Consider the following 22,163-nt stretch of genomic DNA (forward strand, 5'->3'; position numbering starts at 1 on the left):
TCTGCTGTACGTGGACGCAAAGGGGAACACATGGGACCGGATGAACTCGTCAAAATGGCCTATGTGGCCAAGCGCTACTACGTGAGCGATGTGTCGCAGTCGGAGATTGCTGAGGAAATCGGAGAGTCCCGGTTCAAGGTGGCTCGCATGTTGAAGCGGGCCAAGTCCCTGGGGATCGTCCGCTTCGAGTTCGACACGGACGGGCTGATCGACTCGGACTTATCCGTTGCCCTCCAGCACCGTTTCGGCCTGCGTCGGGCCATTGTGGCGGTGACTCCCGGGGACTCCGATGACGCCATCCGCGACTATGTGGGCCGGGCGGCTGCCCAGCTGCTGCAGGAAATTGTGGAGCCGGGCGACGTCATCGGCCTGACCTCCGGGCGCACCGTTCAGGCGACCGTTCAGGCGCTGACCTCCTTGCCGCGCTGCGACGTCGTGGCACTGGGTGGAGTGGCCGGTCAGCGGCCGCAGGACGGAGTGGAGATCGTCCGGCAGGCGCAGCGGGCCGCGGGCGGCCGGGTGTGGCCGATTTTTGCGCCGCTGGTTTTGCATGATGCTTCCGCGGCCCGCGCGCTGCTGCAGGACCCGGTGATCCGGGAGACCACCCGGCAGTTCCCCCGAGTGACCAAGGGCGTGGTGGCGGTGGGCAACTGGAGCCCGCCAAACTCCCAGTTCTATGACGCGACGAAGGAGCTGGGCATCAGCGAAAGCCTTATGGCGGAGGGGGTTCTGGGGGACGTCGCGGCTACGCTGTTCTCCGCCGATGGAACGATCATCACGACCCTGGACGAGCGGACCGTCGCGATCCGGGCGGATGAGTTGCGCAAGGTGCCGGAGGTGATCGCGGTAGGTGGCGGTGCCTCCAAGGCCAAGGCCATGCGCGCGGCTATCGAGGCCCGGCTATTCACGTCTTTGGTCACGGATGTGTCGCTTGCGGAGACTCTCCTCGCCCTCCCACCGGTTGGGAGGGCGGCGCTCAGTTGATCGCGTCGAAAAGTGAGTTCAGCTCCGCCGTCAGTGCAGCATGGGTGGCGACCTCACGACCATCGAGCGTCCGGATCGGGGCAAGGCCTCGAATGCTCGACACCAGCCAGAGCGCATCGGCCTGGAACAGATCCTGCGGCACCAGCGGACCGTATCCCAGCACCCAACCCTGCTGTTGGGCGGCCGCGAACAGTGCGCCCTGCGTGGTGCCGGGCAGGATTCCGGCATCGAGCTGAGGGGTCACCAGGTGTTTTACCGGTTGGCCATCGCGGGTCTCCACCCGGGCGATCAGCACCGAGGAGGTGGGGCCTTCCAGAACCCGGCCGTCGGCGCTGGTGAAGATGACGTCATCGGCGCCCTGCTGGTGTGCGTAGCGCAGCGCCGCCATATTCACCGCGTAGGAGAGGGTCTTGGCGCCCAGCAGCAGCCAGGGCGCGCGCGCCGCAAGCTCGGAATCGTAGCCGCGGTCCAGTAGCAGCACGTCCAGGCCCTTTTCGCGCTGGATGGCGCCCGCTGCGGGGACCGCGGAGACCTGAACCCAGGCGGTAGGCTTCCCGCTGCCCTCTACCCCGCGAGTGAGCAGGAGCTTGACGACGGCGGTGGGGAGGTCTGCGGACTCGGCGGTGGTTGCGGCCGCCCAGGCCTCCAGCCCGGTGCCGATGGCAGCCCGCCAGCGCTCGGGGTCCGGCATCGACAGGTCCATCATCCGGGCGGAGGACGCCAGACGATCCAGATGCGCGGCGACCTTGCGGGCGTGCCCGTCGATGGCCAGCAGGGATTCGAAGACGCCGTCGCCACGGGTGGCGCCCAGATCGGTCGCGAAAAGCTGCGGCACGGCAGAATCCGCCAGGCGGCCTTCCGGGAACGCGTCGTCAAGAAAAACAAGCTGGGTCACTGCAGTATTGGCCATATCAGAAGCTTAACCGCAAGCTCAACCGCACTGATTCGGGGCGGGGCGTATCAGGCGCCCGCCCCGAAAGACCGCACCGAAAACCGATCAGATCGGATATCCCTCCACCGGTCCCTCGGTATTGGGCTTCCAGCCGAGCGCGGGGGCCACCTGTTCGGCGAAGGTCGACAGAACATGAGCGTTGTACTCAACACCCAACTGGGTGGGCACCGTGAGCATGAGCGTGTCCGCCTCGGCGATGGCCGTGTCCTTCAGCAGCTCCTCGACCAGCCGGTCCGGCTCGGCGGCGTAGCTTTTGCCGAAGGTGGACCGGAGACCGTCGATGACGCCCACCTGGTCCCGGTCGGTCTGGCCGAAGTAGAGCCGGTCCAGGTCGCTGGTAATCGGGAAGATGCTTCGACTGACCGAGACGCGCGGAGTACCTTGGTGCCCGGCCGCCTGCCAGGCCTGCCGGTAGCGGCGGATCTGCTCGGCCTGGAGCTCGTGGAAGGGCACGCCGCCATCCTCCGTCAGCAGGGTGGAGGACATCAGGTTCACCCCCTGGGTTCCGGCCCATTCCGCGGTCTCCCGGGTGCCGGAGCCCCACCAGACGTGCTTGCGCAGGCTGGGCGAATGCGGTTCCACCCGCAGCATGGAATTGCTGCCCAGTATGCCGCTGCCCATCGAGTTCATGCTCCGGTTGACCGGGGCCACGCCTTCACCATCGATCGCGGCCAGGAAGAGCTCAAATTTCTCGCGGGCTAGTGTGGCGCCCTTGGGATCCTCGCCGTTGGCGTTGGTCCCGGTGTAGCCGAAGGCCTCGTAGCCTCGCTCCGCCGTCTCGGGTGAACCACGGCTCATGCCGAGCGCCAGTCTGCCGTCGCTGATCAGATCCAGGGCGGCGGCCTCCTCGGCCAGATAGAGCGGATTTTCATAGCGCAGATCAATCACTCCGGTGCCGACCTCAATGCGTGAGGTCCGCGCGGCGATGGCGCTCAGCAGCGGGATCGGCGCGGCCTGCTGGGTGGCAAAGTGGTGCACCCGGAAATAGGCGCCGTTGACGCCGATCTCCTCGGCAGCGGCGGCCAGGTCGATGGCCTGGAGCAGCGAGTCCTTGGCGGTGACGGTCTGTGAACCTCTGCCCGGGCCATAGTGGCCAAAGGAGAGGAAACCAAATGCTTTCATACCCCTGCGAACCATGCGTTTGCATGCACTATTCCCGGTAGCTCCTGGGAGAGGTTTCACACCCGCGATTGCTGCTGCCGAGTGGTGACGTAACGCCCTCAACCGGCTGGGTTGAGGGCGTTACGTCACCACTCGGCAGCAGTTCGCGGTTAGATGGTTACGTGCCCGTCGAATTCTCGCTTCGCCCCGCCTTGGCTGCCGATGCCGCCTGGATCGCTGAGCTGCGCGCCGTCGTCATGCGTCCGGATCTGGAACGGCTCGGACGCTGGGATCCCGTGCGCGTCAGGGAGCGCTTTCTGACCGCATTCCAGCCGGGCAACACCTCCGTGGTGGTCGTCAACCGGCGGGACGCTGGCGTCATCGCTGTCCGGCCGGAGCCCGATGCGTGGTGGATCGAACACTTTTATCTCGCCCCGGAGTTCCAGGGGCAGGGGGTGGGGTCGGCGGTGCTGCAGCGGGTGATGGCGGAGCATTCGCACGGACGGCCTTTCCGGCTCAATGTGCTCCAGGGCAGTGCAGCCCGCCGCCTGTACGCACGCCAAGGCTTTGTCCTGGAATCCGAGGACCCGGTGGACGTCTTCATGGTTGCTGCCGAGTGGTGACGTAACGCCCTCAAACCAGCCGGTTGAGGGCGTTACGTCACCACTCGGCGCCGGCTCGCGGTTAGCGCGCCTTCAATGCGAGGCGGGGAACTCCAGCCCGACGGCACCCAGCACCGCCCGCGCCTTGGTCTGGACTTCCTGCCACTCGGCCTCGGGCGTCGAATCCGCCGTGACAGCCCCGCCCACCCCCAGGCTGGCCAGCCCGCCGTGCAGCACCACGGTACGGATCAGCACGGAGAGGTCGACGCCGCCATCCTGCGCCAGATAGCCGATCACCCCGGAGTACGGGCCCCGGTCGGTCGCCTCCAGCTCCTCCAGAATGGTCATGGTGCTGATCTTGGGTGCGCCCGTCATCGAACCCGCCGGGAAGGTGGCACGCACCGCCTCCAACGGGGAGACTCCGGGTGCCAGCTGTGCCTCCACGGTGCTGACCATCTGGTGCACGGAGGCATAGCTTTCGATGGCGAAGAGCCGACTGACCCGCAGGCTTCCCGGCACTGCGACCTGTGAGAGGTCATTGCGCATCAGATCCACGATCATCAGGTTTTCCGCCCGGTCCTTGGCCGAGTCGGCAAGTTCAAGGCGCAGCCGCTGATCGGCGGCAGGATCAGCCCCGCGCGCCCGGGTGCCCTTGATCGGCTCGGCTCGGAGGGCGCCATCGACGGTGAGCGCCAGCAACCGTTCCGGGGAGGTGCTCAACACGGAGGTCTCTCCGAAGCGCAGGAAGGCGGCAAAGGGTGCCGGGCTGGCCCGACGCAATGCCCGGTACACCTCAAAGGGATCCTGCGCCAGAGAGAAGGTGACCTCGGTGGTGAGGCAGACCTCGTAGCTGTTGCCTTCAGCGATCTCCTGCTGGGCCGCCTCTACCTTGGCACGGTATTCCGCCGCGGAATCGCGCACGGCAGCTGCTCTCCCGGCCTGGGTCGGTTGCTGTGGCGGAAGCGGCTGATCCAGCGCCCGGCGGACCTGCTCTACCCAGGCGGAATGATCGGCCGGATTACCGCTGTCCAGGCTGACCGCATAGGCCACGTCCTCATGGTGGTCCAGCACGATGCCGCGACCAGCAAAGATCAGGGCGGCGTCCGCTGGGGCGCTAGGCCGTGTGGCGTCCCGGCTGAGCTCCGGCCCGGCGTCGCTTGCGCTCGCAGGTTTTTCGGGTTGCTCCTGGGGCCCGAGCATGCGGCTGCCCAGTGCCCCGGTTTCCCGCTTGAGTTCGTAACCCAGATAGCCCAGCCAGCCGATGCCGCCAGGGCTCACAGGATGGCCGGGGCTCACAGGATGGCCAGGAAGATCCGGGGACCTGAGGTCTGCCGGGGCCGGCCGCTGCGGCATCCACTGAGTGTCGAGCCAGTCAAGGAAGCCGCCTTCGGTCCTGACGCTCACCCCGTGGTGACGAAAGGTGGTGAGGCCGTCGGTGTGCTCGGCGGAGGCCCCGAACGGGCCGGAATCGTCCGCCAGAATCGAGTACCGGTTCCGGGCTCCGGGCCCGGACTCGGGGGAATAGTTGGAGCTGTCCAGCCAGATCGCCCGAGGCGAGTCCGCAAACAGGGCGGAAAAGAGAGTCTCACCCGGATGGGTGAGACCCACATCCAGCGCCCCGGGCGAGAAGGGGATCGCCGTCCTCAGCACGGGGTTACTGGCCAGCCTGTGCCGCTCGGGCGTCAGTATCGGGTCCAGGGCGGGAAGGGCACAGAGTCCACGGAGCACCTGTGCCGCTGTGGCGGGGGAGTTAACGATCACCTGCGCATGGTCGCGGGGATGATCCTGGGCCAGTAACTCGGCTTCCTGAGTGGTCCAGACATCCCAGTGCGGAGCGTAGGTGTCGCCATCGCGGGCCAGAGCGCGCTCCTTCCGGACGTCATCGGGCGCATCCAGCCAGATGACGGCGTCCAGCAGTCCGCGGGCCTGAGCAGTCCCGGCGCCCACACCCTCCACCACCACGACCTGTGCCGGGGCGGTGGTATGTGTGCCCGCATCAAAATGGGTCTCCCAGTCCCAGGCCGTCCAGACGGCTTCCTCCCCCGCGCGCAGCGGAGTCAGAACGGTGTCCACATAGCGGCGGATGCCGGCCTGCAGGCCATTCCAGCCCGGGTAAACATCCTCCAGGTGGAAGAGCGAGACGGTGCGGTGCTCGCGGAGCAGAGCGGCCAATTCCACGGCCAGCGAGGTTTTGCCGGCACCGGAGCGGCCGTCGATGGCGATGATGACTGGCCGGGGCTTAAGCATGCTGACCGGTTCCGGGTTGGGTGCTCATGCGTTCTGAGACGTGGCGCACGATGCCGGGCAGCGCTGCCGCGATCAGCCGGTAGGTTTGGTCGAAGTCCTCGGCGGTGCCGTACCAGGGGTCCGCGATGCCGAGTTCCGCCGGATCAGCAGCCGGCTCGGCATCAGGATCGAACTCGCGTAGAAGACGTATTTTGTGCCGGTCCGCTGCGGAGGCCTGGCGGAGCAACCAGTCGAGGTGATCGGTATCAAGCGCCAGCACCAGCTCGCTTCCGGCCAGATCGGCCTCGGTGATCTTCCGGGCCCGATGCCCGGCGGCATCGTCCACCCCATGGGATCTGAGCACCCTGGCGGACCGTGGGTCGATCGGATTGCCCCGTTCCCAGTCGGTGGTGCCGGCCGAGTCGACCTCGACCCGGCTGCCGAGCCCGGCGGCATCAAGCGCCTGCCGGAGCATGAACTCCGCCATCGGGGAACGGCAGATATTGCCGGTGCACACCGTGACGATCCGATAGGGAGAAGTCATGCCCCCACTGTACTCAGCCCGATATTCCGGCGCCCGGATGAGCCCTCAGACCGAGCCCTCAGACTGAGCGCCAGAACGCATCCAGGGTGTTCGCGGTGGCCTGGGGCGATTCACGCTGCGGGGAATGCGCCCCGCCCGGGATGATCCGGTATGGCGCGCCGATCGCCTCCGCCATCTGCCGTTGCCAGTCCTGCGGCCAGGCCTGATCATCCTCGCCGTGGGTTATCAGCACGGGAAGGCCCGTGGCGCGAAGGGCCTCGCTCCGATCCACATGGTGGCGCAGGATGCCGGCCGTGGCCAGCAGGTTCTCGCTGGAGGTGTGGGTGGCGCGCAGCCGGTAGAAGGCGGCCTCGGACCCGAGTTCCTCATCGGTAGCCTCCAGCAGGCCCGGATTATCGTGTTCCCAGAGTCCCAGGCTGCCGCCCGCAGAGATCACGTCCGTGGTCTCCTGAAGCCGCTCCGGCCAGCCATGTGGGCCGGAGCAGAGCAGCGTCAGGCTGCGGAACCGTTCGGGTGCGGCAATGGCGGCTTCCACGGCCACCACCCCGCCCATGCTGTGCCCGACCAGATGCACCGGAGTCTGGCTGACCATCGCGGCCAGCTCGACGGCATCGGCCGCCAGTTTCTCCAGCGCATAACTGTCCACTCCCGCAGGAGCCGCCGAATCCGCCTGTCCACGCTGGCTGTAGGCCCAGGCATTCCAGCCGCGGGCGGCCAGCAGGGGCACGAAGTCAAGGAAATCCTCCTTGGACCCGGTGAATCCCGGCACGAAGAGCACAGTCCCCAGCGCGTTCTGCGGCTCGGCGTGCAGGGCGGTCAGCGTGCCGACCCTGGCCGGAAGGCCCGCGATGTCGACGCCGGGCGGGACGGGCCGGGAACCGAAAGGGGCATGTGGCTGGAGGTAGAGGGAGCGCATCGAACAAACGTATCGTGAGAGGGACAGGTGCACTCGACGCTGCGCCACCCGTGACTCAAGGAGTTCCCATGCTGACCGTCAACGCCTATGCCGCGCCCTCTGCCGCCGAACCTCTGGTGCCCAGCACCGTCGTCCGCCGTGATCTGGGTGAGCATGATGTGCTGATCGAGATCAAATTCGCCGGGATCTGCCACTCGGACATCCACACCGTGCGCGGTGACTGGGGCCCGCAGCAGTACCCGTTGGCTCCCGGACACGAGATTGCCGGCGTCGTCACGGCCGTCGGGTCGGCGGTCACCAGCCATGCGGTGGGGGACCGGGTGGGTGTGGGCTGCATGGTCAACTCCTGTGGTGAATGCACCAGCTGCCTGGCCGGTGAGGAGCAGTACTGCCTGGTGGGCAACATCGGCACCTACGGTTCGGTGGACCGCGATGGAACGGTGACCCAGGGCGGGTACTCGACGCACGTTGTGGTCACGGAGAATTTTGTGGTGCGTATTCCGGAGTCCCTGGCGCTCGACGTCGCCGCGCCCCTGCTCTGCGCCGGCATCACCACCTACTCACCGCTGCGGCACTGGGGTGCTGGCCCCGGGACCCGGGTGGCCGTCATCGGCCTGGGCGGGCTGGGGCATATGGCGGTGCAGCTGGCACATGCCATGGGTGCCGAGGTCACAGTGCTCTCGCAGACGCTGAACAAGCGCGATGACGGACTGCGGCTGGGTGCGGACCACTACTACGCGACCAGCGATCCGGAGACCTTTGCCCAGCTGGCGGGCAGTTTTGACCTGATCATCAATACCGTCAGCGCGGTGCTGGACATCAGCGCCTATCTGATGTTGCTGGCTATCGGCGGGACGCTGGTCAATGTCGGGGCTCCGGGTGAGCCGCTGCCGGTGAATGCCTTCGCCCTGATCACCGGCCGCCGGTCGTTTGCCGGATCCTGCATCGGCGGCATCCGGGAGACCCAGGAGATGCTGGACTTCTGTGCCGAGCACGGCCTGGGGGCTCAGATCGAGGTGATTGAGGCCTCTCAGATCAACCAGGCCTATGAGCGGGTGCTGGCTTCCGATGTGCGCTATCGCTTCGTCATCGACGCCGCGACGTTCGCTGAGGGCGCCGCGGGTCTCGAAGGGTAGTGCTCGAGGGGGAGCAGCGCTGGGCTGGTCGGCCTGCGGCGACGACGGGCATGCATTTTCGGATGGTGTTCACTATGCTGAACACAACCGAAAGTGAGTCTCATGAGCACAGCATCTCCGGCACCCGCCGTTACCCGCGCCGCAGCGGCGCTGGACGCACTGGCTGCCTCCAGCACTGGCGTGATGACACTCAGCGATCTGGCCCGCGAGCTGGATATCCCCAAATCCTCCGCCTCCAATCTGCTCCAGGCTTTGGAAGAGGCGTCCTTGGTGCGTAAGCAGGGCCTCGGCTATGGCCTGGGGCGTAAATTGGTGGACCTCGGTGCCGCCTATCTGGACCGGCAGGATGATGTCCGTGAGTTCTATCGGTTCTGTGAAGAGTCGCCCACGCTGGTCAATGAGACCGTCCGGATCGCCATGCTCGATGGCGCGAACGTCATCTATCTGGCCAGGTACGAGGGGCATCCTGCCGTGCGGTTCACCTCCAATATCGGGGACAAAATGCCCGCCTCACTGTGCGCCGTGGGCAAAGCATTGCTGGCACGACTGCATGAGAAGGACCTGGAAGCACTCTTCCCGGAGGGGAAGGTGCTCCCGTCGCTGACTCAGTACTCGATCACCGACCCGGCTGCGCTGCGGGCGTCATTGAAAGAAGTCCAGGAGCGCGGCTATGCCTTTGAGGATGAGGAATCGACGCTGGGTGTGGTCTGCGTAGGGGTGGCGATTCCCACCCGCGGCACGCACGGGGCGAATCTGGGTCTTTCCGTGACGGCGCTCAAGGCCACCTTCACCCGGGAGTTGGAGCGTCGGCTGGTGGTCGAACTGCAGGAGCTGGCCCGCACCCTGGGGGCGCCCATGTCCCTGGCGCAGGTCGACTGACCCGCCCATTCACTCTCAGTGGCGTCATCCCAAAACGCGAACGATAACGGCGAGTGGGGCACTCCCGGAGTGTCGCCTGCGGCGCCACGCCGGGTCCCTCGCGCCCCACTCTTGAGCACCTGCAATCGCGGGTGCTCTTTCCGTTATCGTTCGCAAAATCCGTGGGGATCGCAGAACTCCGTCAGTAGAAGTACACCGGATCCACGGTATGCGGCAGCGGCTCGCCCACCTGGAACTTGGCCAGGTTGGAGATGAACCGCTCGGCGATGAGCCGGTTCTCTGCCAGGCTCAGCGCTGAGGTGTGCGGGGAGACCAGTACGCGCGGGTGTTCCCACAGCGGGCTGGATTCCGGCAGCGGCTCCTGCTCGAAGACGTCAAGGCAGGCGTAGGAGACCGTGCCATCCTCCAGAGCGGCCAGCAGCGCCTCCTCATCGACGACCGTCCCGCGGCCCACGTTGACAAAGATGGCGCCGGGCTTGAGTGTGGCGAACAGTTCGGCATTGAAGAGGTGTTCGGTGTACGGCGTGCCGGGCAGCGTGTTCACCACGGCATCGGCGTTGGCCAGCAACGGTCCCAGCCCGTCATTGGTCACGACCTCCTCAATGCCCTCGAGCTCGACCGCGGCGCGCTTGCTTCCGCTCACGCTCATGCCGAGGGCCTTGGCGAGGCGGGCGGTTTCCATGCCGATTTCGCCGAGGCCGGAAATCACCAGGTGGGAACCGGAGGCCAGCGGCGTGGGGACGCGCAGTGTGGGCCAGTGCTTGTTCTTCTGATCGATCTGCAGGTCCGCGACGCGCTTGAGGCCGTTCAGAATGCCCATCAGCGCAAACTCGGCCAGTGGCAGGGCGTGGACCCCGGCGGAGGTGGTCACCGTGACCCGGGCGAGTTCTTCCGGGCTCAGCTCTGCGGCGCGGACGCTGCCACCGGCACCGGCGGCCATGGCGTGGACCCAGCGCAGCTTCGGGTTCTCCCGCACGGCGCGCGCCAGCCCGGCGGCAGATTCATTGGGCAGGCCGTAGAGCGCATCAGCCTGACGGATATTGGCCCAGTACTGTTCCTCCTGCTCCGGGGTGCGCTGGAAGGCCGGGTCGCCGGAGTGGTCAGCGGGGAAACGTTCCGGCGGCAGAAGCGCCGGGTCGTACAGCACGGTCGCCTCGGGGGCGCTGCGCTGGATCTGCTCCACGAACTCTGCTTCGAGGGGGGCGCAGATAGCGATGGTCAGGGGGCTGCTCGACGGCACCTGCGGCGAGGCGCTGGATGAGGAGCTGGATGTCGGAGACTCTGTCATCTGTTCATCATACTGAAAGCTGGCTAGTATATTGGACATTATGAACGCAATGGAGCAGACACCCTCGGTGGCCTTCCTCGGCCTGGGCAATATGGGCGAACCCATGGCGCGGAACCTTCTGAGGGCCGGTTTCCGCCTGCAGGCCTGGAACCGCTCGGAGCCCGCGCTGGAACGGCTCAGCCAGGAGGGGGCGCAACGCCTCGCCGCAGTACAGGACGCCGCCGCGGCTCCTGTGGTGATGGTGATGCTGCCGGACCTGCCTCAGATTGAAGAGCTGCTGGTCCCCCTGGTCGAGGCCTGGACGGTGACGGCCGATGCCGATCAGGACGAGAGTGATCAGGACCAGAACCCTCAGGACCAGCCGCGCACCGTGCTGGTGGTGATGAGCAGCGTATCGCCGACCGGCATCGTGCGTCTGGGTAAGCGTCTTGCCCAGCTCAGCAACGGCCGCGTCGCACTGGTGGATGCCCCGGTCAGCGGCGGCACGGAGGGCGCCGCCCATGGCACTCTCTCGATCATGGCCGGTGGCACCGAGGCCGCCTTCGAACAGGCACGCCCCGTGCTGGAAGCGATGGGAACCCCGCGTTTGCTGGGCGCCCTCGGCGCCGGATCGCTCGCGAAGGCCTGCAACCAGGTGTTGGTGGGACTGACGACGGCGGCGCTCGCCGAAGCGGTGGTGGTTGCGGAACGTGCCGGGCTGGATGGTGCGCAGTTGCTCGAAGTGCTCGGTGGGGGACTGGCGGATTCGGCCGTGCTCCGGGTGCTGGGGCCTCGCCTGGTGGAACAGGACTACGCCGTCCGCGGGGCCGCACGCTATATGTTCAAGGATCTGGGATTCTTCCTCGAGGCAGCCCATGAGAGTGGCACCGATGCCCTGCTCAGCGGCGCTGCCCGCGCCCGGTACCGCTCGCTGATCGACCACGGGTACGGAGACCAGGACCTGTCCGTGGTGCGTGCCGAAGTGGAGCACGCCCAGGACTCAGCCGCCCAGCATTCAGCAGCAACGTCAGAGAAAGAAACAGATGAGCGACAGCACTGAAACGACCCAGACCGTCAGCTTTGACCTGAGCGGCAAACTCGCTCTGGTCACCGGCTCCAGCCGCGGCATCGGGCGCGCCATCGCCCGTGGTCTTGCAGAGGCCGGGGCGACCGTGGTGATCCACGGCCGCCAGCTGGCCACGGTGGAGGCCACCGCCCGGGAATTCGCCGCGACCTTCGGCGAGGACCGCGTGGTCACGGCCACCTTTGATGTCACCGATCCCGAGCAAGTGCGCGAAGGCGTGGCGGCTCTGATCGAGTCGGCGGGTGTGCCTGATGTGCTGGTCAACAATGCCGGCCTTCAGCACCGCGTCCCGCTGCTGGAGCTGGACTATGCGGACTGGGAGCGCGTCATCCGGACCGATCTGAGCAGCCTGTTCCTGATTGGCCAGGCCGTCGCCGGGCCCATGGTGACCCGTGGCAGCGGCAAGATCATCAACATTGGCTCGGTGCAGAGCGAACTCGCCCGGCCCACCATTGCGCCGTACACGGCTGCTAAGGGTGGCGTGCGGAACCTGACCAAGGCGATGGCGGCCGAATGGGCGCGTTTTGGCCTGCAGGTGAATTCCCTGGCGCCGGGCTACATCCACACCGAGATGACCCAGAACCTGGTGGACGATGACGCCTTCAACTCCTGGGTGATCGGCCGGACGCCTGCTGCTCGCTGGGGCACCGTGGAGGATCTGGTCGGCCCCGCCGTCTGGCTCGCCTCCGACGCCTCCAACTTCGTCAACGGTCAGACGATCTTCATCGATGGCGGCATGACCGCCGTCGTCTGAGCCCTGTTTGTTTTCACCCACCTTCACAGCCAACCCCCGGGAGAATCATGCAACCCAATACCTCCGTGATGATCTACGCCAAGGGCGATCTGCGCGTCGAAGAGCGTGCGATGCCGCAGCCAGCTCCGGATGAAGCGGTGGTGGTGATCGCTTACGGCGGCGTCTGCGGCTCGGATCTGCACTACTGGCGGCACGGTGCGGCCGGTCAGTCGATTCTGCGGGAGCCAATGCTGCTGGGCCATGAGGTTGTCGGCACCGTGGTTCAGGCCGCTGCTGATGGCAGCTCGCCCGAGGCAGGGGCTGAGGTGGCAGTGCATCCGGCCACCGCGCACGATGACGCCGCGCACACCCCCTACCCGGCCGACCGACCGAATCTGGCACCGGGTGGAACGTACCTGGGCAGTGCAGCCCACTACCCGCACACCCAGGGAGCCTTCGCCCGCTACGTCACTTTGCCGGGGCGCATGCTGCGAACCCTTCCGGAAGGGCTCTCGCTGCGGGATGCGGCTATTGCCGAGCCTGCCGCCGTCGCGCTGCATGCCGTCAAGCAGGCCGGGCCGATTGCCGGGGCCAAGGTCTTGGTGATTGGTGCCGGGCCCATCGGGGCTCTGGTGGTCGCCATCGTGCGCTCGCTGGGTGCGCGCGAGATCGTGGCGGTGGATCTGCAGGCCAAGCCGCTGGAGGTGGTGACCGAGCTGGGCGCCACCGAGACGATTCAGGCGGCAACCGAGGAGCAGATCACCACGGTTCAGGCCGATATCGTCTTTGAATCCTCCGGGCATCACAGCGGGCTGGGGCTCGCGCTGCGTGGCGCGACGCGCGGTGGCCGGGTCGTCATGGTGGGGCTGTTGCCCGCGGGGCCGCAACCGGTGGACATCTCGCTGGCCGTGGTGAAGGAACTTCAGATCAGCGGGTCCTTCCGCTTCAATGACGAGATCGATGAGGTGCTCACGATGCTGGCGGACGGCACGCTGCAGGCCGGTCCGGTGGTGACTGAGGTCTACCCCGTGGAGCAGGCACTGGAGGCCTTTGAGGTCGCGGGGAACGCCTCGCTGTCCTGCAAGGTGCTGCTGGAATTCTGAGGACCGCAGTGTCTCAGTAGGCTCAGTACACCCGGTTTCTCAGTACACAGCCAGCAGAACACCCACGCTCACGAAGAGTGAACCGAAAATCCGGTTCAACACTCGTTCTCCCCGGGGGCTGCGGCTGAAACCATGCAGTGATCGCGCGGTGGCTGCGAAGAACAGCCACATGACCAGAACATCCACGGTCACCACGGTGGCTGCCAACACCAGATACTGCGGCAGTAGCGGGAGATCCGGGCGGATGAACTGTGGCACAAACGCCAGGAAGAACACGATTGCCTTGGGGTTCAGCAGGTTGACCCAGAACCCCCGCCGGAGCAGGCTGAACGCTGACTCCGGGGCGGCGGCATCCTCCGTGGTGGGCTCGCTCACGGGGGCAAAGAACTTCCGGATGCCCAGGTAGACCAGGTAGGCCGCGCCGAGGTAGCGGATCACCTGGAACGCGATCGGTGAGGAGGCAACGAGCAGCCCGACCCCGGCCGCAACGATCACGATCTGGATGATGAGGGCAAGCTGTTGCCCCACGATGCCCCAGAGCGAGCGGCGGAAGCCGGAGTTCAGAGCATTGCTCATGGTGTTGATCGCCCCGGCGCCGGGGGTGAAGCTGATCAGGGCGCAGGCGGCGAGTAGGGCAAACCAGGTGGAGAGGGGCACGATGCGACTTTACCGTCTGGACTACTTCCCCTGGGTGGAGACTCCCGCGGCGGCATCGGCAGGGATCGCGTATCTCTTGCCACCAGCCAGCCAGACAACGTAGCCAAGAATCACCAGGACGATGCCCAGACTCGGCCCGATCAGCAGTGGGTCAGAGGCCTCGCCGCCGTGCTGGGCCGCGTAGTTGACCATCACCAGGATCCAGCTGAGCAACAGGATCACCAGAGCGGCGATCCGGGACAGATCCACCTCCAGCAGCTCCCGCAGGGCGCTGCGGTTCTCAGGTCGGGTCCAGTAGCGGCGGTTCGGAACGTTGACCAGCGCGCTGGGAAAACGTGGCAACCACTGGGGTAGGAAAGTGAGCAGCAGCGACAGGGCTGCGGCCACTATCGTCAGGAGCAGGGCGAAGCCGTTCTTCGAATCCCAGCGACTGGCCTGGCCGCCGGCACCGAAATGGGCAGGCACCTGATCCGGCGCCGTCATCTGGAACCAGGTCAGCAAGGCGCAGTAGATGAGAAGGGCGCCCACCAGGAGCAGCCTGGCCGTGAATCGTGCGGTCATGGGTTCAGCATAAGGGGCGGGACTGACGCTTTTTCGCGAGGGCATCAGGGAGTAGTCTGCTCCTGGCAGGGGGGATTCAGCCGTAACGCATGGCGGTAACGAAGAATCGACAGTCGAGGAAGTGTGTTGTGAGCCAACCTTTTCTTTCAGTGATCCGTGCAGTGACCGAATAGGTTAGCCATGTTGACGGCGGCGTTTCAGACGATCAGTCACAGCGGAGTCGATTTAGGCCTTCAGACGCTTGAAACCACGGAAAGCTACATTCTCATTCGTCTTCGTGATCAGGAGTTGGTAGCTTCAAGGCATCGGAACGGTGCAAACCTCGCAAAGACGATTGAGCAGTTCACCTTGAGTGACGGCAGCGGGATGACTGTGACCCTCGCTCAAAGAAGTACTCAGGGGGATGGGCCTTTTGCGGGAATTGTTGATCTGGCGTTTCCTTTGGTCCCCGGATTCGATCTTAAGTCGTCGATCGTTCTCGCCTCAGGCAAGGGCCAGTTGGTTTTCCTGGTGCTGACCTGAGTTCTTAGCGGCGGTGACGGTCAAAGTTTTGAGCACTTACCGGCTCCTCGCGGCTCGTGAGCCCCGGGAATCCAGGTCCCGGCGTGCCTCTGGGGGCGGTAAGTGCTTAAAACTTTGACGGTCGGGAGCGAGATCTCTCCGGGGGCGCCGGTTGAGGCCAGACGCCCGCAGTCCTAGGCTGAGGACAGCGGGCCGCGGCACCACAGGCCTGATCCAGCATCAGCGAAAGTCCAGCATCAGCGAAAGGACGGGCCTTGCCTGCCATCACCAATTGCCTGTGGTTTGACCAGAACGGCGAGGAAGCCGCTGAGTACTACTGCAGCATCTTTCCCCGGTCGGAAATCACCGCCATCTCGCGCTATGGAGATGGTGGCCCATTCCCGGCCGGAACTGCGCTCACCGTGGCCTTTGAACTCGACGGCCGGGCCTTCACTGCACTCAATGGTGGGCCAATGTTCACCTTCAACGAGGCAGTTTCCTTCCAGATCGACTGTGCCGACCAGGCAGAAGTGGACTACTACTGGGAGAAATTGGGCGATGGCGGCCGGGAAAGCCAGTGCGGCTGGATTCAGGACAAATTCGGCCTCTGGTGGCAGGTAGTTCCCACGGTTCTGCCGGAGCTGTTAGGCGGGGATGGAGAAGCGGCCGGTCGGGTCGCCCAGGTATTCATGCAGATGTCGAAATTCGACATCGCCGCTCTGGAAGCTGCCTATCGGGGCGAAATAAACCCGCGGGGCGAATAAACCCGGTCTCGTCAGGCGTGCGCCCGCCACCAGGCGACCGTTGCTGCTGCGGCGTCTGCCAGCGGCGTGGGGCCAAAACCCAACAGACCCTCGCTTGCCCGGGAGTCCATCACAAAGGGTGCTGAGAACTGGTAAGACAGCTCGGCGACGTCCTTGATGCCCGGCATCACGAGGCCCAGAGTGTGCAGCAACCAGGCAGGCACCACTCGCACCGGGGGCGCGGGGACTCCTGCCGCCTGGGCAAAGGCTTCAGCCATAGCCCCCTGGCTGAGCGCCGGGCCGGTCGGTGCATGCAGCACGCGGTTCCACAGCGCGGGCGATTGTGCCGCTGCGATCATGGCTGCTGCCAGATCGCCAATGTACGTGAAGCTGTGCGGCTGGTTGGCACTGCACAGGACGGTGACGGACTGCCCGGCCAGGATTCTGGGCACCATGCGCTCGCCCGCATGGGCGGTGCGTACCTGCGGCCCGAAGAAATCACTGGCCACCACGCTGACTGTATCCGCCGGGTGTGCTGCCCGTGCCTGCAGCAACTGGGTCCGGATGCCCCGCTTGCCACCCTGAGCCACCCGGGGGCTGGATTCCCGCATCAGCTGACCCGGCTCGCTGTAGGAGTAGAGGCTCTCCGGGAAGACGACCACGGCGCCCGCGGTCTGGGCGGCATCGAGCACCACGCGCTCGGCCCCGGGTAGCTCGGCAGCCCAGGCTTTTGCCGTGTAGGCGCTGCCGTGAATGCAATGGAAGATGGCGGCAGCGCCCTCGAGGTGCTGGGCCAGAGCCTCAGGTCGGGAGACGTCCGCTGAGGTCCGGGTGATCAGGGGGTGTTCGGGGCCGCTTCCGGAACGGGTCAGGATCGTGACGCGGTGGCCCTGGGTGGCCAGTTGCTCTGCCACGGTCCATCCAACCGGGCCTGCTCCGGTGACGACATAGTGCTGTTCCATGATGATTCCTCGCTTTGGTGAGCCTGTCGGTGAGTCATTCAGAGAGCGGTGCTCTCGAATTCAGCATGAAGCACGGATCAGTTCATGTCAAGAGCACTGCTCTCAAAAGTTATTGCCGCTCTCTGGTATGGCATTCTTGAGGCATGAACACTCCTCGGGATGCTTCGGCGGTATCAGCTACTCCTCGCGAGCGAGCGCGCGAGCGAACGGTTCGGGACATCATTCGACTGGGTAGGAAGCATCTGGCGGATCAGGGGGCTGCCGCCTTGTCCTTGCGAGCGGTGGCCCGGGATCTGGGGGTGGTGTCCTCTGCGGTGTATCGGTATGTCGAGAGCCGCGATGAGCTGCTGACGCTGCTGCTGATCGATGCCTACAACGAGCTCGGCGACGAGGTGGATGCGGCGCTCGCGGCAGTCCCAGAGCAGGACTTTCCGGGCAGGTTCATGGTGTTGGGGCGCGCGGTGCGGACCTGGGCGCTGCGCGAACCCGCCCGGTATGCACTGCTGTTCGGCAGTCCCGTTCCCGGCTATCAGGCGCCGGGGGAGCGGACCACGGTTCCCGGAACCCGGGTGGTCAACCGCCTGGTGCAGATTTTCGATGCCGCTTACCGAGCCGGCGCCCTGATGGAGGGCCAGCTGGCTGAGTCGCCCGTGGCGATGGCCCCGGCGCTGGCTGAGAATCTCGCGGCGGTCCGTGCGGAACTGGATCTCGCGATGTCCGATGATGCGCTGGCGAAGGGTGTCCTGGTCTGGACTTCTCTGTTTGGTGCCATCAGCTTTGAGGTCTTCGGCCAGTATGGGCCGGACACCTTCCCTGCCCGGGAAGAGCTGTTTGATCATCAGCTCAGCCTGCTGGCCGGGCTGGTGGGGTTGTAAGACCTATCATCGCGCAGGCCTGGGTCAAGGCCCCTTCCGCCCCGCTACCAGGCGGCATACGATGCAGGAGGAAATCCCTTCTTGCCACCCTTCCCGGCCTGATGACACAAGCATCTAAAAAGTTGAGCCGCATCGACTCACTTTAACTTGACAATGACAGACTCAAGTGTAAAGTTGAGTCCAGAACAAGCAATCTGAAAGGAAAACCATGTCCCGTGCAGTAGGAATCGACCTCGGTACCACAAACTCGGTGGTCTCCGTCCTTGAAGGCGGTGAGCCTGTCGTCATCGCCAACGCTGAGGGCGGCCGCACCACCCCTTCCGTTGTCGCCTTCTCCAAGAATGGCGAAGTCCTGGTTGGCGAGATCGCCAAGCGCCAGGCCGTCAACAACATCGACCGCACCATTGCCTCGGTCAAGCGCCACATGGGCACTGACTGGACCGTCGACATCGACGGCAAGGATTACACCTCGCAGGAAATCTCAGCCCGCACGCTGATGAAGCTCAAGAACGACGCCGAGAGCTACCTCGGTGAGAAGGTGACCGACGCGGTGATCACCGTTCCGGCCTACTTCAACGACGCCCAGCGTCAGGCCACCAAGGAAGCCGGCGAAATCGCGGGCCTGAACGTCCTGCGCATCGTCAACGAGCCCACCGCAGCAGCTCTGGCCTACGGTCTCGACAAGGGCAAGGAAGACGAGCTCATCCTGGTCTTCGACCTGGGCGGCGGCACCTTCGACGTCTCTCTGCTGGAAGTTGGCAAGGACGACGACGGCTTCTCCACCATCCAGGTCCGTGCCACCTCCGGCGACAACCACCTCGGTGGCGACGACTGGGATCAGCGCATCGTGGACTGGCTGCTGAGCCAGCTCAAGCTCAAGGGCATCGACCTCTCCAAGGACAAGATCGCCTTGCAGCGTCTGCGTGAGGCTGCGGAGCAGGCCAAGAAGGAACTTTCCTCCGCGACCAGCACCAACATCTCGCTGCAGTACCTCTCCGTCACTCCCGACGGACCGGTCCACCTGGACGAGCGCCTCACCCGCGCCAAGTTCGAGGAACTGACCAAGGACCTGCTCGAGCGGACCAAGAAGCCCTTCGAGGACGTGATCCGCGATGCCGGCATCAAGGTCTCCGATATCGACCACATCGTGCTGGTCGGTGGGTCCACCCGTATGCCTGCCGTGACCGAACTGGTCAAGCAGCTGGCCGGCGGCAAGGACCCGAACAAGGGCGTCAACCCGGATGAGGTCGTCGCCGTGGGCGCTGCCCTGCAGGCCGGCGTCCTCAAGGGTGAGCGCAAGGATGTTCTGCTCATCGACGTCACCCCGCTGTCCCTCGGTATTGAAACCAAGGGTGGCGTGATGACCAAGCTGATCGAGCGCAACACCGCAATCCCGACCAAGCGCAGCGAGACCTTCACCACGGCGGATGACAATCAGCCCTCCGTCGCGATCCAGGTCTTCCAGGGCGAGCGCGAGTTCACTCGCGACAACAAGCCGCTGGGCACCTTCGAACTGACCGGCATCGCACCTGCACCCCGTGGCGTGCCGCAGGTTGAAGTCACCTTCGACATTGACGCGAACGGCATCGTTCACGTCTCTGCGAAGGACAAGGGCACCGGGGCCGAGCAGTCGATGACCATCACCGGTGGCTCATCGCTCTCCAAGGAAGACATCGAGCGCATGGTCGCCGATGCCGAGGCTCACGCTGCTGAGGACAAGGCGCGCCGCGAGGCCGCTGACGTACGCAACAGCTCGGAGCAGCTCGCGTACTCGGTGGAGAAGATCCTCTCCGAGAACGACGACAAGCTGCCCGCGGACGTCAAGACTGAGGTCAAGGCCGATGTCGACGCCCTCAAGGCCGCTCTGGAGGGCACCGACGACGACGCCGTGAAGGCTGCGTCGGAGAAGCTGCAGGCCTCGCAGACCAAGCTGGGTGAGGCGATCTACGCCGCCGCCCAGTCGGAGCAGGCCGCTGGCGCTTCCGCAGGCGAGTCCGCCAACGGTACTTCGCCCGACGAGGACATCGTCGACGCCGAGATCGTTGACGACGAGCCCAAGAGCGAGAAGAAGTAGCCATGTCCACAGAGGACAACACTGCGGCACCCGGTGAGGATCCGCGCGACAGCGCGGGTCCCGCCGGGGGCGCGGCCGATCCCCTGGCTCAGGTTGAGGACATCCTCAACAACGCAGACGTGCCCGCGGAAGACTCCGTGACACAGGGCGTGGCGGCCGGTGAACAGCAGGCCGCCGAGCTCAAGAACGATCTGCTCCGCCTCCAGGCCGAGTATGTGAACTACCGCAAGCGCGTGGAACGCGATCGGGCCGTCGCGGGGGAGAGCGCCGTCGTCGGCGTGCTCAACTCGTTGCTGCCTGTGCTCGATGACGTGGAGGCGGCACGCACTCACGGTGACCTGGCAGACGGGCCGTTTGCCGCCATCGCGCTCAAACTGGAAGCGGCGCTGCAGACCTATGGTCTGGAGGCCATCAAGGAGACCGGCGTCCCGTTCGATCCCACGATCCACGAAGCACTGATGCAACAGCCCAGTGCCGAGGTTCAGGAAGATTCGGTCAGCCAGGTGCTCCGCGCGGGGTACCGCAAAGGTGAACGCGTTCTGCGCGCCGCCCAAGTGATCGTCGCCGTCCCGGAGTAATCGCTTTATTGGGTGTTCACCAGGTGCGCGACTGCCTCCCGACGGCGGCAACGAAATTCCGTCGGGAGGCAGTCGCGCACCTCACCCCCTACCATCGCGACTGTTGGAGTGCGTGACCGGGGCACACCCACCCATCCCGCGTAGCTCGGCCGCCGGCTGAAGACGCTAGGTCACCGCTGAAGACGACGATCAGATAGACATTTACTTCATTCGAAAGGAGACATCTTGGCTAGCCAGGATTGGGTCGATAAGGACTTCTATGCTCTGCTGGGTGTCTCCAAGGACGCCAGCGAAGCGGACATCAAGAAGTCGTATCGCAAATTGGCCCGAAAATACCACCCGGACCAGAACCAGGGTGACGCAGCCGCGGAGCGGAAGTTCAAGGACATCTCTGAGGCCTACTCGGTGCTGTCCAACGGGGAAGACCGCGAGCAGTATGACGCCATCCGCGCCATGGGTTCGGGTGCCCGTTTCAGCGCTGGGGGAGCGGGACCGCAGGGCGGTGCCGGGTTTGAGGACCTCTTTGGCGGCCTCTTCACCAATTCCCGGCAAAGCCGCTCCTCGGGGTTCACCCCTGGCTATGCGGACTCGGGGCTTCCGCCGGAGTTCGCTGACATCTTCGGCGGCGCTTACCAGCAGCCGCGTCCCACTAAGGGTGCTGATCGCACCGCACAGACCACCATCTCGTTCTCCGGTTCGCTCAAGGGCACCACGATCGGCCTGCGCGAACCCAACGGCGAGGTGATCGACGTCCGGGTGCCGGCTGGCATCAAGGACGGTCAGAAAGTTCGTGTCCGGGGCAAGGGTCAGCCTGGTTCGGCAGGCCCCGGTGATCTGATGGTCACCGTGCACGTCAAGCCGCACGGTTATTTTGTGCGCGATGGCGACAACATCCGCATCCACGTACCCGTCACCTTCGCGGAGGCGGCCCTGGGTGGCACCATTTCGGTGCCCACCACGGAGGGTGAGAATGTTACGCTCCGTGTTCCGGCCGGCACCCCGTCCGGGCGCACCTTGCGGGTCAAGGGCAAGGGCGTCAAGACGCCCAAGGCGACCGGTGACCTGTTGGTGACGGTCGACGTCGTCGTGCCGCAAAAGCTGAACAAGGATGCCGAGCAGGCAGTGATGGATTTCGCTGCGGCTACCGCGGACAGCGATCCGCGTTCCGGGCTGGCAGCCCAAGCAGTACTGTGAGCTGGCGATGACTGAGGATCTTTACGCACCGGTCTTCGTGATTTCGGTGGCGGCGGAGCTGGCGGAGTTGCATCCGCAGACTCTGCGCCAGTACGACCGGATGGGGCTGGTCTCGCCGAATCGTGCGCCGGGGCGCTCCCGCCGGTACTCCCGTCATGATGTGGATGCCCTGCGGGAGGTGCAGCGGCTCTCTCAGGAGGGCGTGTCCCTGGAGGGCATCAAGCGCATTCTTGAGTTGGAGAATCAGGTGGCTGCACTCCAGGCCAAAGTCAAGGAACTCACCGCACAGCTGGAACAGCAAGCTAATGCCAGCCGGGTTTTCGCGGCCGGTGTAGCCGGGGACGTGGTGTCGCTCAGCCGTGGCAAGCGTCCGCAGGCCCGCAGTCAGGCCCTGGTGGTCTGGAAGCCGTAGCCTCATCCATCACACCCACACTGAACGCGATTCGCGTCGGTTAAAGCACCCCGGACCCGGGGTGCTTTAACCGACGCGA

Annotated in this window: 23 protein-coding genes; 14 read left to right on the forward strand and 9 right to left on the reverse strand. The window is 65.4% G+C overall.

Features of this window, described 5'->3' with window-relative positions:
* Positions 1-30: 30 nt before the first annotated feature.
* A complete protein-coding gene (locus QQM37_RS11495; RefSeq protein ID WP_285727607.1) occupies positions 31-984 on the forward strand; it encodes a sugar-binding transcriptional regulator in 954 nt (317 codons plus the stop codon).
* On the opposite strand, the gene QQM37_RS11500 is transcribed toward QQM37_RS11495, so the two are convergent.
* Complete coding sequence (locus QQM37_RS11500; RefSeq protein ID WP_285727608.1) at positions 977-1,894, reverse strand: aminodeoxychorismate lyase; 918 nt, start codon at positions 1,892-1,894, stop codon at positions 977-979. The two genes, QQM37_RS11495 and QQM37_RS11500, sit on opposite strands and share 8 nt — an antisense overlap.
* An 87-nt stretch (positions 1,895-1,981) precedes the next feature.
* Positions 1,982-3,058 carry an LLM class flavin-dependent oxidoreductase gene (locus QQM37_RS11505; RefSeq protein WP_285727610.1) on the reverse strand — a complete coding sequence of 359 codons (1,077 nt, stop codon included), beginning with the start codon at positions 3,056-3,058 and terminating at the stop codon, positions 1,982-1,984.
* Positions 3,059-3,219: 161 nt separating this feature from the next.
* Here QQM37_RS11505 and QQM37_RS11510 point away from each other — a divergent pair, with 161 nt between their 5' ends.
* Positions 3,220-3,660: a GNAT family N-acetyltransferase gene (locus tag QQM37_RS11510; protein ID WP_285727612.1), complete on the forward strand. Its 441-nt coding sequence runs from the start codon at positions 3,220-3,222 to the stop codon at positions 3,658-3,660.
* 72 nt (positions 3,661-3,732) lie between these two features.
* Here QQM37_RS11510 and pabB read toward each other — a convergent pair whose 3' ends face one another.
* The 3 genes from pabB to QQM37_RS11525 are packed head-to-tail and all read right to left on the reverse strand — an operon-like array spanning position 3,733 to position 7,325.
* Positions 3,733-5,886 (reverse strand): aminodeoxychorismate synthase component I, encoded by a 2,154-nt coding sequence (gene pabB, locus QQM37_RS11515; protein ID WP_285727613.1) that lies wholly within the window; start codon positions 5,884-5,886, stop codon positions 3,733-3,735.
* The gene (locus QQM37_RS11520; RefSeq protein ID WP_285727615.1) at positions 5,879-6,409 is read right to left on the reverse strand and encodes a low molecular weight protein-tyrosine-phosphatase; all 531 of its coding nucleotides are present in this window, start codon (positions 6,407-6,409) and stop codon (positions 5,879-5,881) included. The genes pabB and QQM37_RS11520 overlap by 8 nt, the downstream gene beginning before the upstream one ends.
* Positions 6,410-6,467: 58 nt before the next feature.
* Complete coding sequence (locus QQM37_RS11525; RefSeq protein ID WP_285727618.1) at positions 6,468-7,325, reverse strand: alpha/beta fold hydrolase; 858 nt, start codon at positions 7,323-7,325, stop codon at positions 6,468-6,470.
* A gap of 68 nt (positions 7,326-7,393) precedes the next feature.
* Between QQM37_RS11525 and QQM37_RS11530 the strand changes: the two genes are divergently transcribed.
* Positions 7,394-8,461 (forward strand): NAD(P)-dependent alcohol dehydrogenase, encoded by a 1,068-nt coding sequence (locus tag QQM37_RS11530; RefSeq protein ID WP_285727620.1) that lies wholly within the window; start codon positions 7,394-7,396, stop codon positions 8,459-8,461.
* Positions 8,462-8,563: 102 nt separating this feature from the next.
* On the forward strand, positions 8,564-9,340 hold the full coding sequence (locus QQM37_RS11535; RefSeq protein ID WP_285727622.1) for an IclR family transcriptional regulator: 777 nt from the start codon (positions 8,564-8,566) through the stop codon (positions 9,338-9,340).
* A 181-nt stretch (positions 9,341-9,521) separates the two neighbouring features.
* On the opposite strand, the gene QQM37_RS11540 is transcribed toward QQM37_RS11535, so the two are convergent.
* The gene (locus tag QQM37_RS11540) at positions 9,522-10,628 is read right to left on the reverse strand and encodes a D-2-hydroxyacid dehydrogenase (RefSeq protein WP_285727624.1); all 1,107 of its coding nucleotides are present in this window, start codon (positions 10,626-10,628) and stop codon (positions 9,522-9,524) included.
* Between the two features lie 40 nt (positions 10,629-10,668).
* Between QQM37_RS11540 and QQM37_RS11545 the strand changes: the two genes are divergently transcribed.
* The 3 genes from QQM37_RS11545 to QQM37_RS11555 are packed head-to-tail and all read left to right on the forward strand — an operon-like array spanning position 10,669 to position 13,527.
* The gene (locus tag QQM37_RS11545; protein WP_285727626.1) at positions 10,669-11,667 is read left to right on the forward strand and encodes an NAD(P)-dependent oxidoreductase; all 999 of its coding nucleotides are present in this window, start codon (positions 10,669-10,671) and stop codon (positions 11,665-11,667) included.
* Positions 11,651-12,445, forward strand: coding sequence for an SDR family oxidoreductase (locus tag QQM37_RS11550; protein WP_285727627.1), 795 nt, complete (start codon positions 11,651-11,653; stop codon positions 12,443-12,445). The genes QQM37_RS11545 and QQM37_RS11550 overlap by 17 nt, the downstream gene beginning before the upstream one ends.
* Before the next feature lie 47 nt (positions 12,446-12,492).
* Positions 12,493-13,527: an L-idonate 5-dehydrogenase gene (locus QQM37_RS11555; protein ID WP_285727629.1), complete on the forward strand. Its 1,035-nt coding sequence runs from the start codon at positions 12,493-12,495 to the stop codon at positions 13,525-13,527.
* A 39-nt stretch (positions 13,528-13,566) separates the two neighbouring features.
* Here the strand turns inward: QQM37_RS11555 and QQM37_RS11560 are convergent, their stop codons facing one another.
* Together QQM37_RS11560 and QQM37_RS11565 are read right to left on the reverse strand one after the other, a co-directional pair.
* Positions 13,567-14,184, reverse strand: coding sequence for a LysE family transporter (locus tag QQM37_RS11560; protein WP_285727631.1), 618 nt, complete (start codon positions 14,182-14,184; stop codon positions 13,567-13,569).
* A gap of 21 nt (positions 14,185-14,205) precedes the next feature.
* A complete protein-coding gene (locus QQM37_RS11565; RefSeq protein WP_285727633.1) occupies positions 14,206-14,745 on the reverse strand; it encodes a DUF1648 domain-containing protein in 540 nt (179 codons plus the stop codon).
* Positions 14,746-14,925: 180 nt separating this feature from the next.
* On the opposite strand from QQM37_RS11565, the gene QQM37_RS11570 reads away from it, so the two are divergent.
* Positions 14,926-15,267, forward strand: coding sequence for a hypothetical protein (locus QQM37_RS11570; protein WP_285727635.1), 342 nt, complete (start codon positions 14,926-14,928; stop codon positions 15,265-15,267).
* Between the two features lie 254 nt (positions 15,268-15,521).
* The gene (locus QQM37_RS11575; RefSeq protein ID WP_285727637.1) at positions 15,522-16,010 is read left to right on the forward strand and encodes a VOC family protein; all 489 of its coding nucleotides are present in this window, start codon (positions 15,522-15,524) and stop codon (positions 16,008-16,010) included.
* Between the two features lie 11 nt (positions 16,011-16,021).
* Here the strand turns inward: QQM37_RS11575 and QQM37_RS11580 are convergent, their stop codons facing one another.
* Positions 16,022-16,951, reverse strand: coding sequence for an NAD-dependent epimerase/dehydratase family protein (locus QQM37_RS11580; RefSeq protein ID WP_285727639.1), 930 nt, complete (start codon positions 16,949-16,951; stop codon positions 16,022-16,024).
* A 143-nt stretch (positions 16,952-17,094) separates the two neighbouring features.
* Here QQM37_RS11580 and QQM37_RS11585 point away from each other — a divergent pair, with 143 nt between their 5' ends.
* The 5 genes from QQM37_RS11585 (at position 17,095) to QQM37_RS11605 (ending at position 22,084) form a co-directional block, all read left to right on the forward strand.
* Positions 17,095-17,826, forward strand: coding sequence for a TetR/AcrR family transcriptional regulator (locus QQM37_RS11585; RefSeq protein ID WP_285727641.1), 732 nt, complete (start codon positions 17,095-17,097; stop codon positions 17,824-17,826).
* 208 nt (positions 17,827-18,034) lie between these two features.
* Entirely contained in the window at positions 18,035-19,900 is a 1,866-nt protein-coding gene (gene dnaK / locus QQM37_RS11590) for a molecular chaperone DnaK (RefSeq protein ID WP_285727643.1), read from the forward strand.
* 2 nt (positions 19,901-19,902) lie between these two features.
* The gene (locus tag QQM37_RS11595) at positions 19,903-20,478 is read left to right on the forward strand and encodes a nucleotide exchange factor GrpE (protein ID WP_285727645.1); all 576 of its coding nucleotides are present in this window, start codon (positions 19,903-19,905) and stop codon (positions 20,476-20,478) included.
* 225 nt (positions 20,479-20,703) lie between these two features.
* On the forward strand, positions 20,704-21,672 hold the full coding sequence (locus QQM37_RS11600; protein WP_285727647.1) for a DnaJ C-terminal domain-containing protein: 969 nt from the start codon (positions 20,704-20,706) through the stop codon (positions 21,670-21,672).
* Positions 21,673-21,679: 7 nt separating this feature from the next.
* The gene (locus QQM37_RS11605) at positions 21,680-22,084 is read left to right on the forward strand and encodes a heat shock protein transcriptional repressor HspR (protein WP_285727649.1); all 405 of its coding nucleotides are present in this window, start codon (positions 21,680-21,682) and stop codon (positions 22,082-22,084) included.
* Positions 22,085-22,163 lie beyond the last annotated feature (79 nt).

Source organism: Psychromicrobium xiongbiense (assembly GCF_030271165.1).
GTDB classification, from domain to species: domain Bacteria; phylum Actinomycetota; class Actinomycetes; order Actinomycetales; family Micrococcaceae; genus Renibacterium; species Renibacterium xiongbiense.

Bases quoted from the DNA above. Each gene is read 5' to 3' on its own strand.
- QQM37_RS11495 (WP_285727607.1), top strand. From the start codon at position 31: ATGGGACCGGATGAACTCGTCAAAATGGCCTATGTGGCCAAGCGCTAC.
- QQM37_RS11500 (WP_285727608.1), bottom strand. From the start codon at position 1,894: ATGGCCAATACTGCAGTGACCCAGCTTGTTTTTCTTGACGACGCGTTC.
- QQM37_RS11505 (WP_285727610.1), bottom strand. From the start codon at position 3,058: ATGAAAGCATTTGGTTTCCTCTCCTTTGGCCACTATGGCCCGGGCAGA.
- pabB (WP_285727613.1), bottom strand. From the start codon at position 5,886: ATGCTTAAGCCCCGGCCAGTCATCATCGCCATCGACGGCCGCTCCGGT.
- QQM37_RS11520 (WP_285727615.1), bottom strand. From the start codon at position 6,409: ATGACTTCTCCCTATCGGATCGTCACGGTGTGCACCGGCAATATCTGC.
- QQM37_RS11525 (WP_285727618.1), bottom strand. From the start codon at position 7,325: ATGCGCTCCCTCTACCTCCAGCCACATGCCCCTTTCGGTTCCCGGCCC.
- QQM37_RS11530 (WP_285727620.1), top strand. From the start codon at position 7,394: ATGCTGACCGTCAACGCCTATGCCGCGCCCTCTGCCGCCGAACCTCTG.
- QQM37_RS11535 (WP_285727622.1), top strand. From the start codon at position 8,564: ATGAGCACAGCATCTCCGGCACCCGCCGTTACCCGCGCCGCAGCGGCG.
- QQM37_RS11540 (WP_285727624.1), bottom strand. From the start codon at position 10,628: ATGACAGAGTCTCCGACATCCAGCTCCTCATCCAGCGCCTCGCCGCAG.
- QQM37_RS11545 (WP_285727626.1), top strand. From the start codon at position 10,669: ATGAACGCAATGGAGCAGACACCCTCGGTGGCCTTCCTCGGCCTGGGC.
- QQM37_RS11550 (WP_285727627.1), top strand. From the start codon at position 11,651: ATGAGCGACAGCACTGAAACGACCCAGACCGTCAGCTTTGACCTGAGC.
- QQM37_RS11555 (WP_285727629.1), top strand. From the start codon at position 12,493: ATGCAACCCAATACCTCCGTGATGATCTACGCCAAGGGCGATCTGCGC.
- QQM37_RS11565 (WP_285727633.1), bottom strand. From the start codon at position 14,745: ATGACCGCACGATTCACGGCCAGGCTGCTCCTGGTGGGCGCCCTTCTC.
- QQM37_RS11570 (WP_285727635.1), top strand. From the start codon at position 14,926: ATGTTGACGGCGGCGTTTCAGACGATCAGTCACAGCGGAGTCGATTTA.
- QQM37_RS11580 (WP_285727639.1), bottom strand. From the start codon at position 16,951: ATGGAACAGCACTATGTCGTCACCGGAGCAGGCCCGGTTGGATGGACC.
- QQM37_RS11585 (WP_285727641.1), top strand. From the start codon at position 17,095: ATGAACACTCCTCGGGATGCTTCGGCGGTATCAGCTACTCCTCGCGAG.
- dnaK (WP_285727643.1), top strand. From the start codon at position 18,035: ATGTCCCGTGCAGTAGGAATCGACCTCGGTACCACAAACTCGGTGGTC.
- QQM37_RS11595 (WP_285727645.1), top strand. From the start codon at position 19,903: ATGTCCACAGAGGACAACACTGCGGCACCCGGTGAGGATCCGCGCGAC.
- QQM37_RS11605 (WP_285727649.1), top strand. From the start codon at position 21,680: ATGACTGAGGATCTTTACGCACCGGTCTTCGTGATTTCGGTGGCGGCG.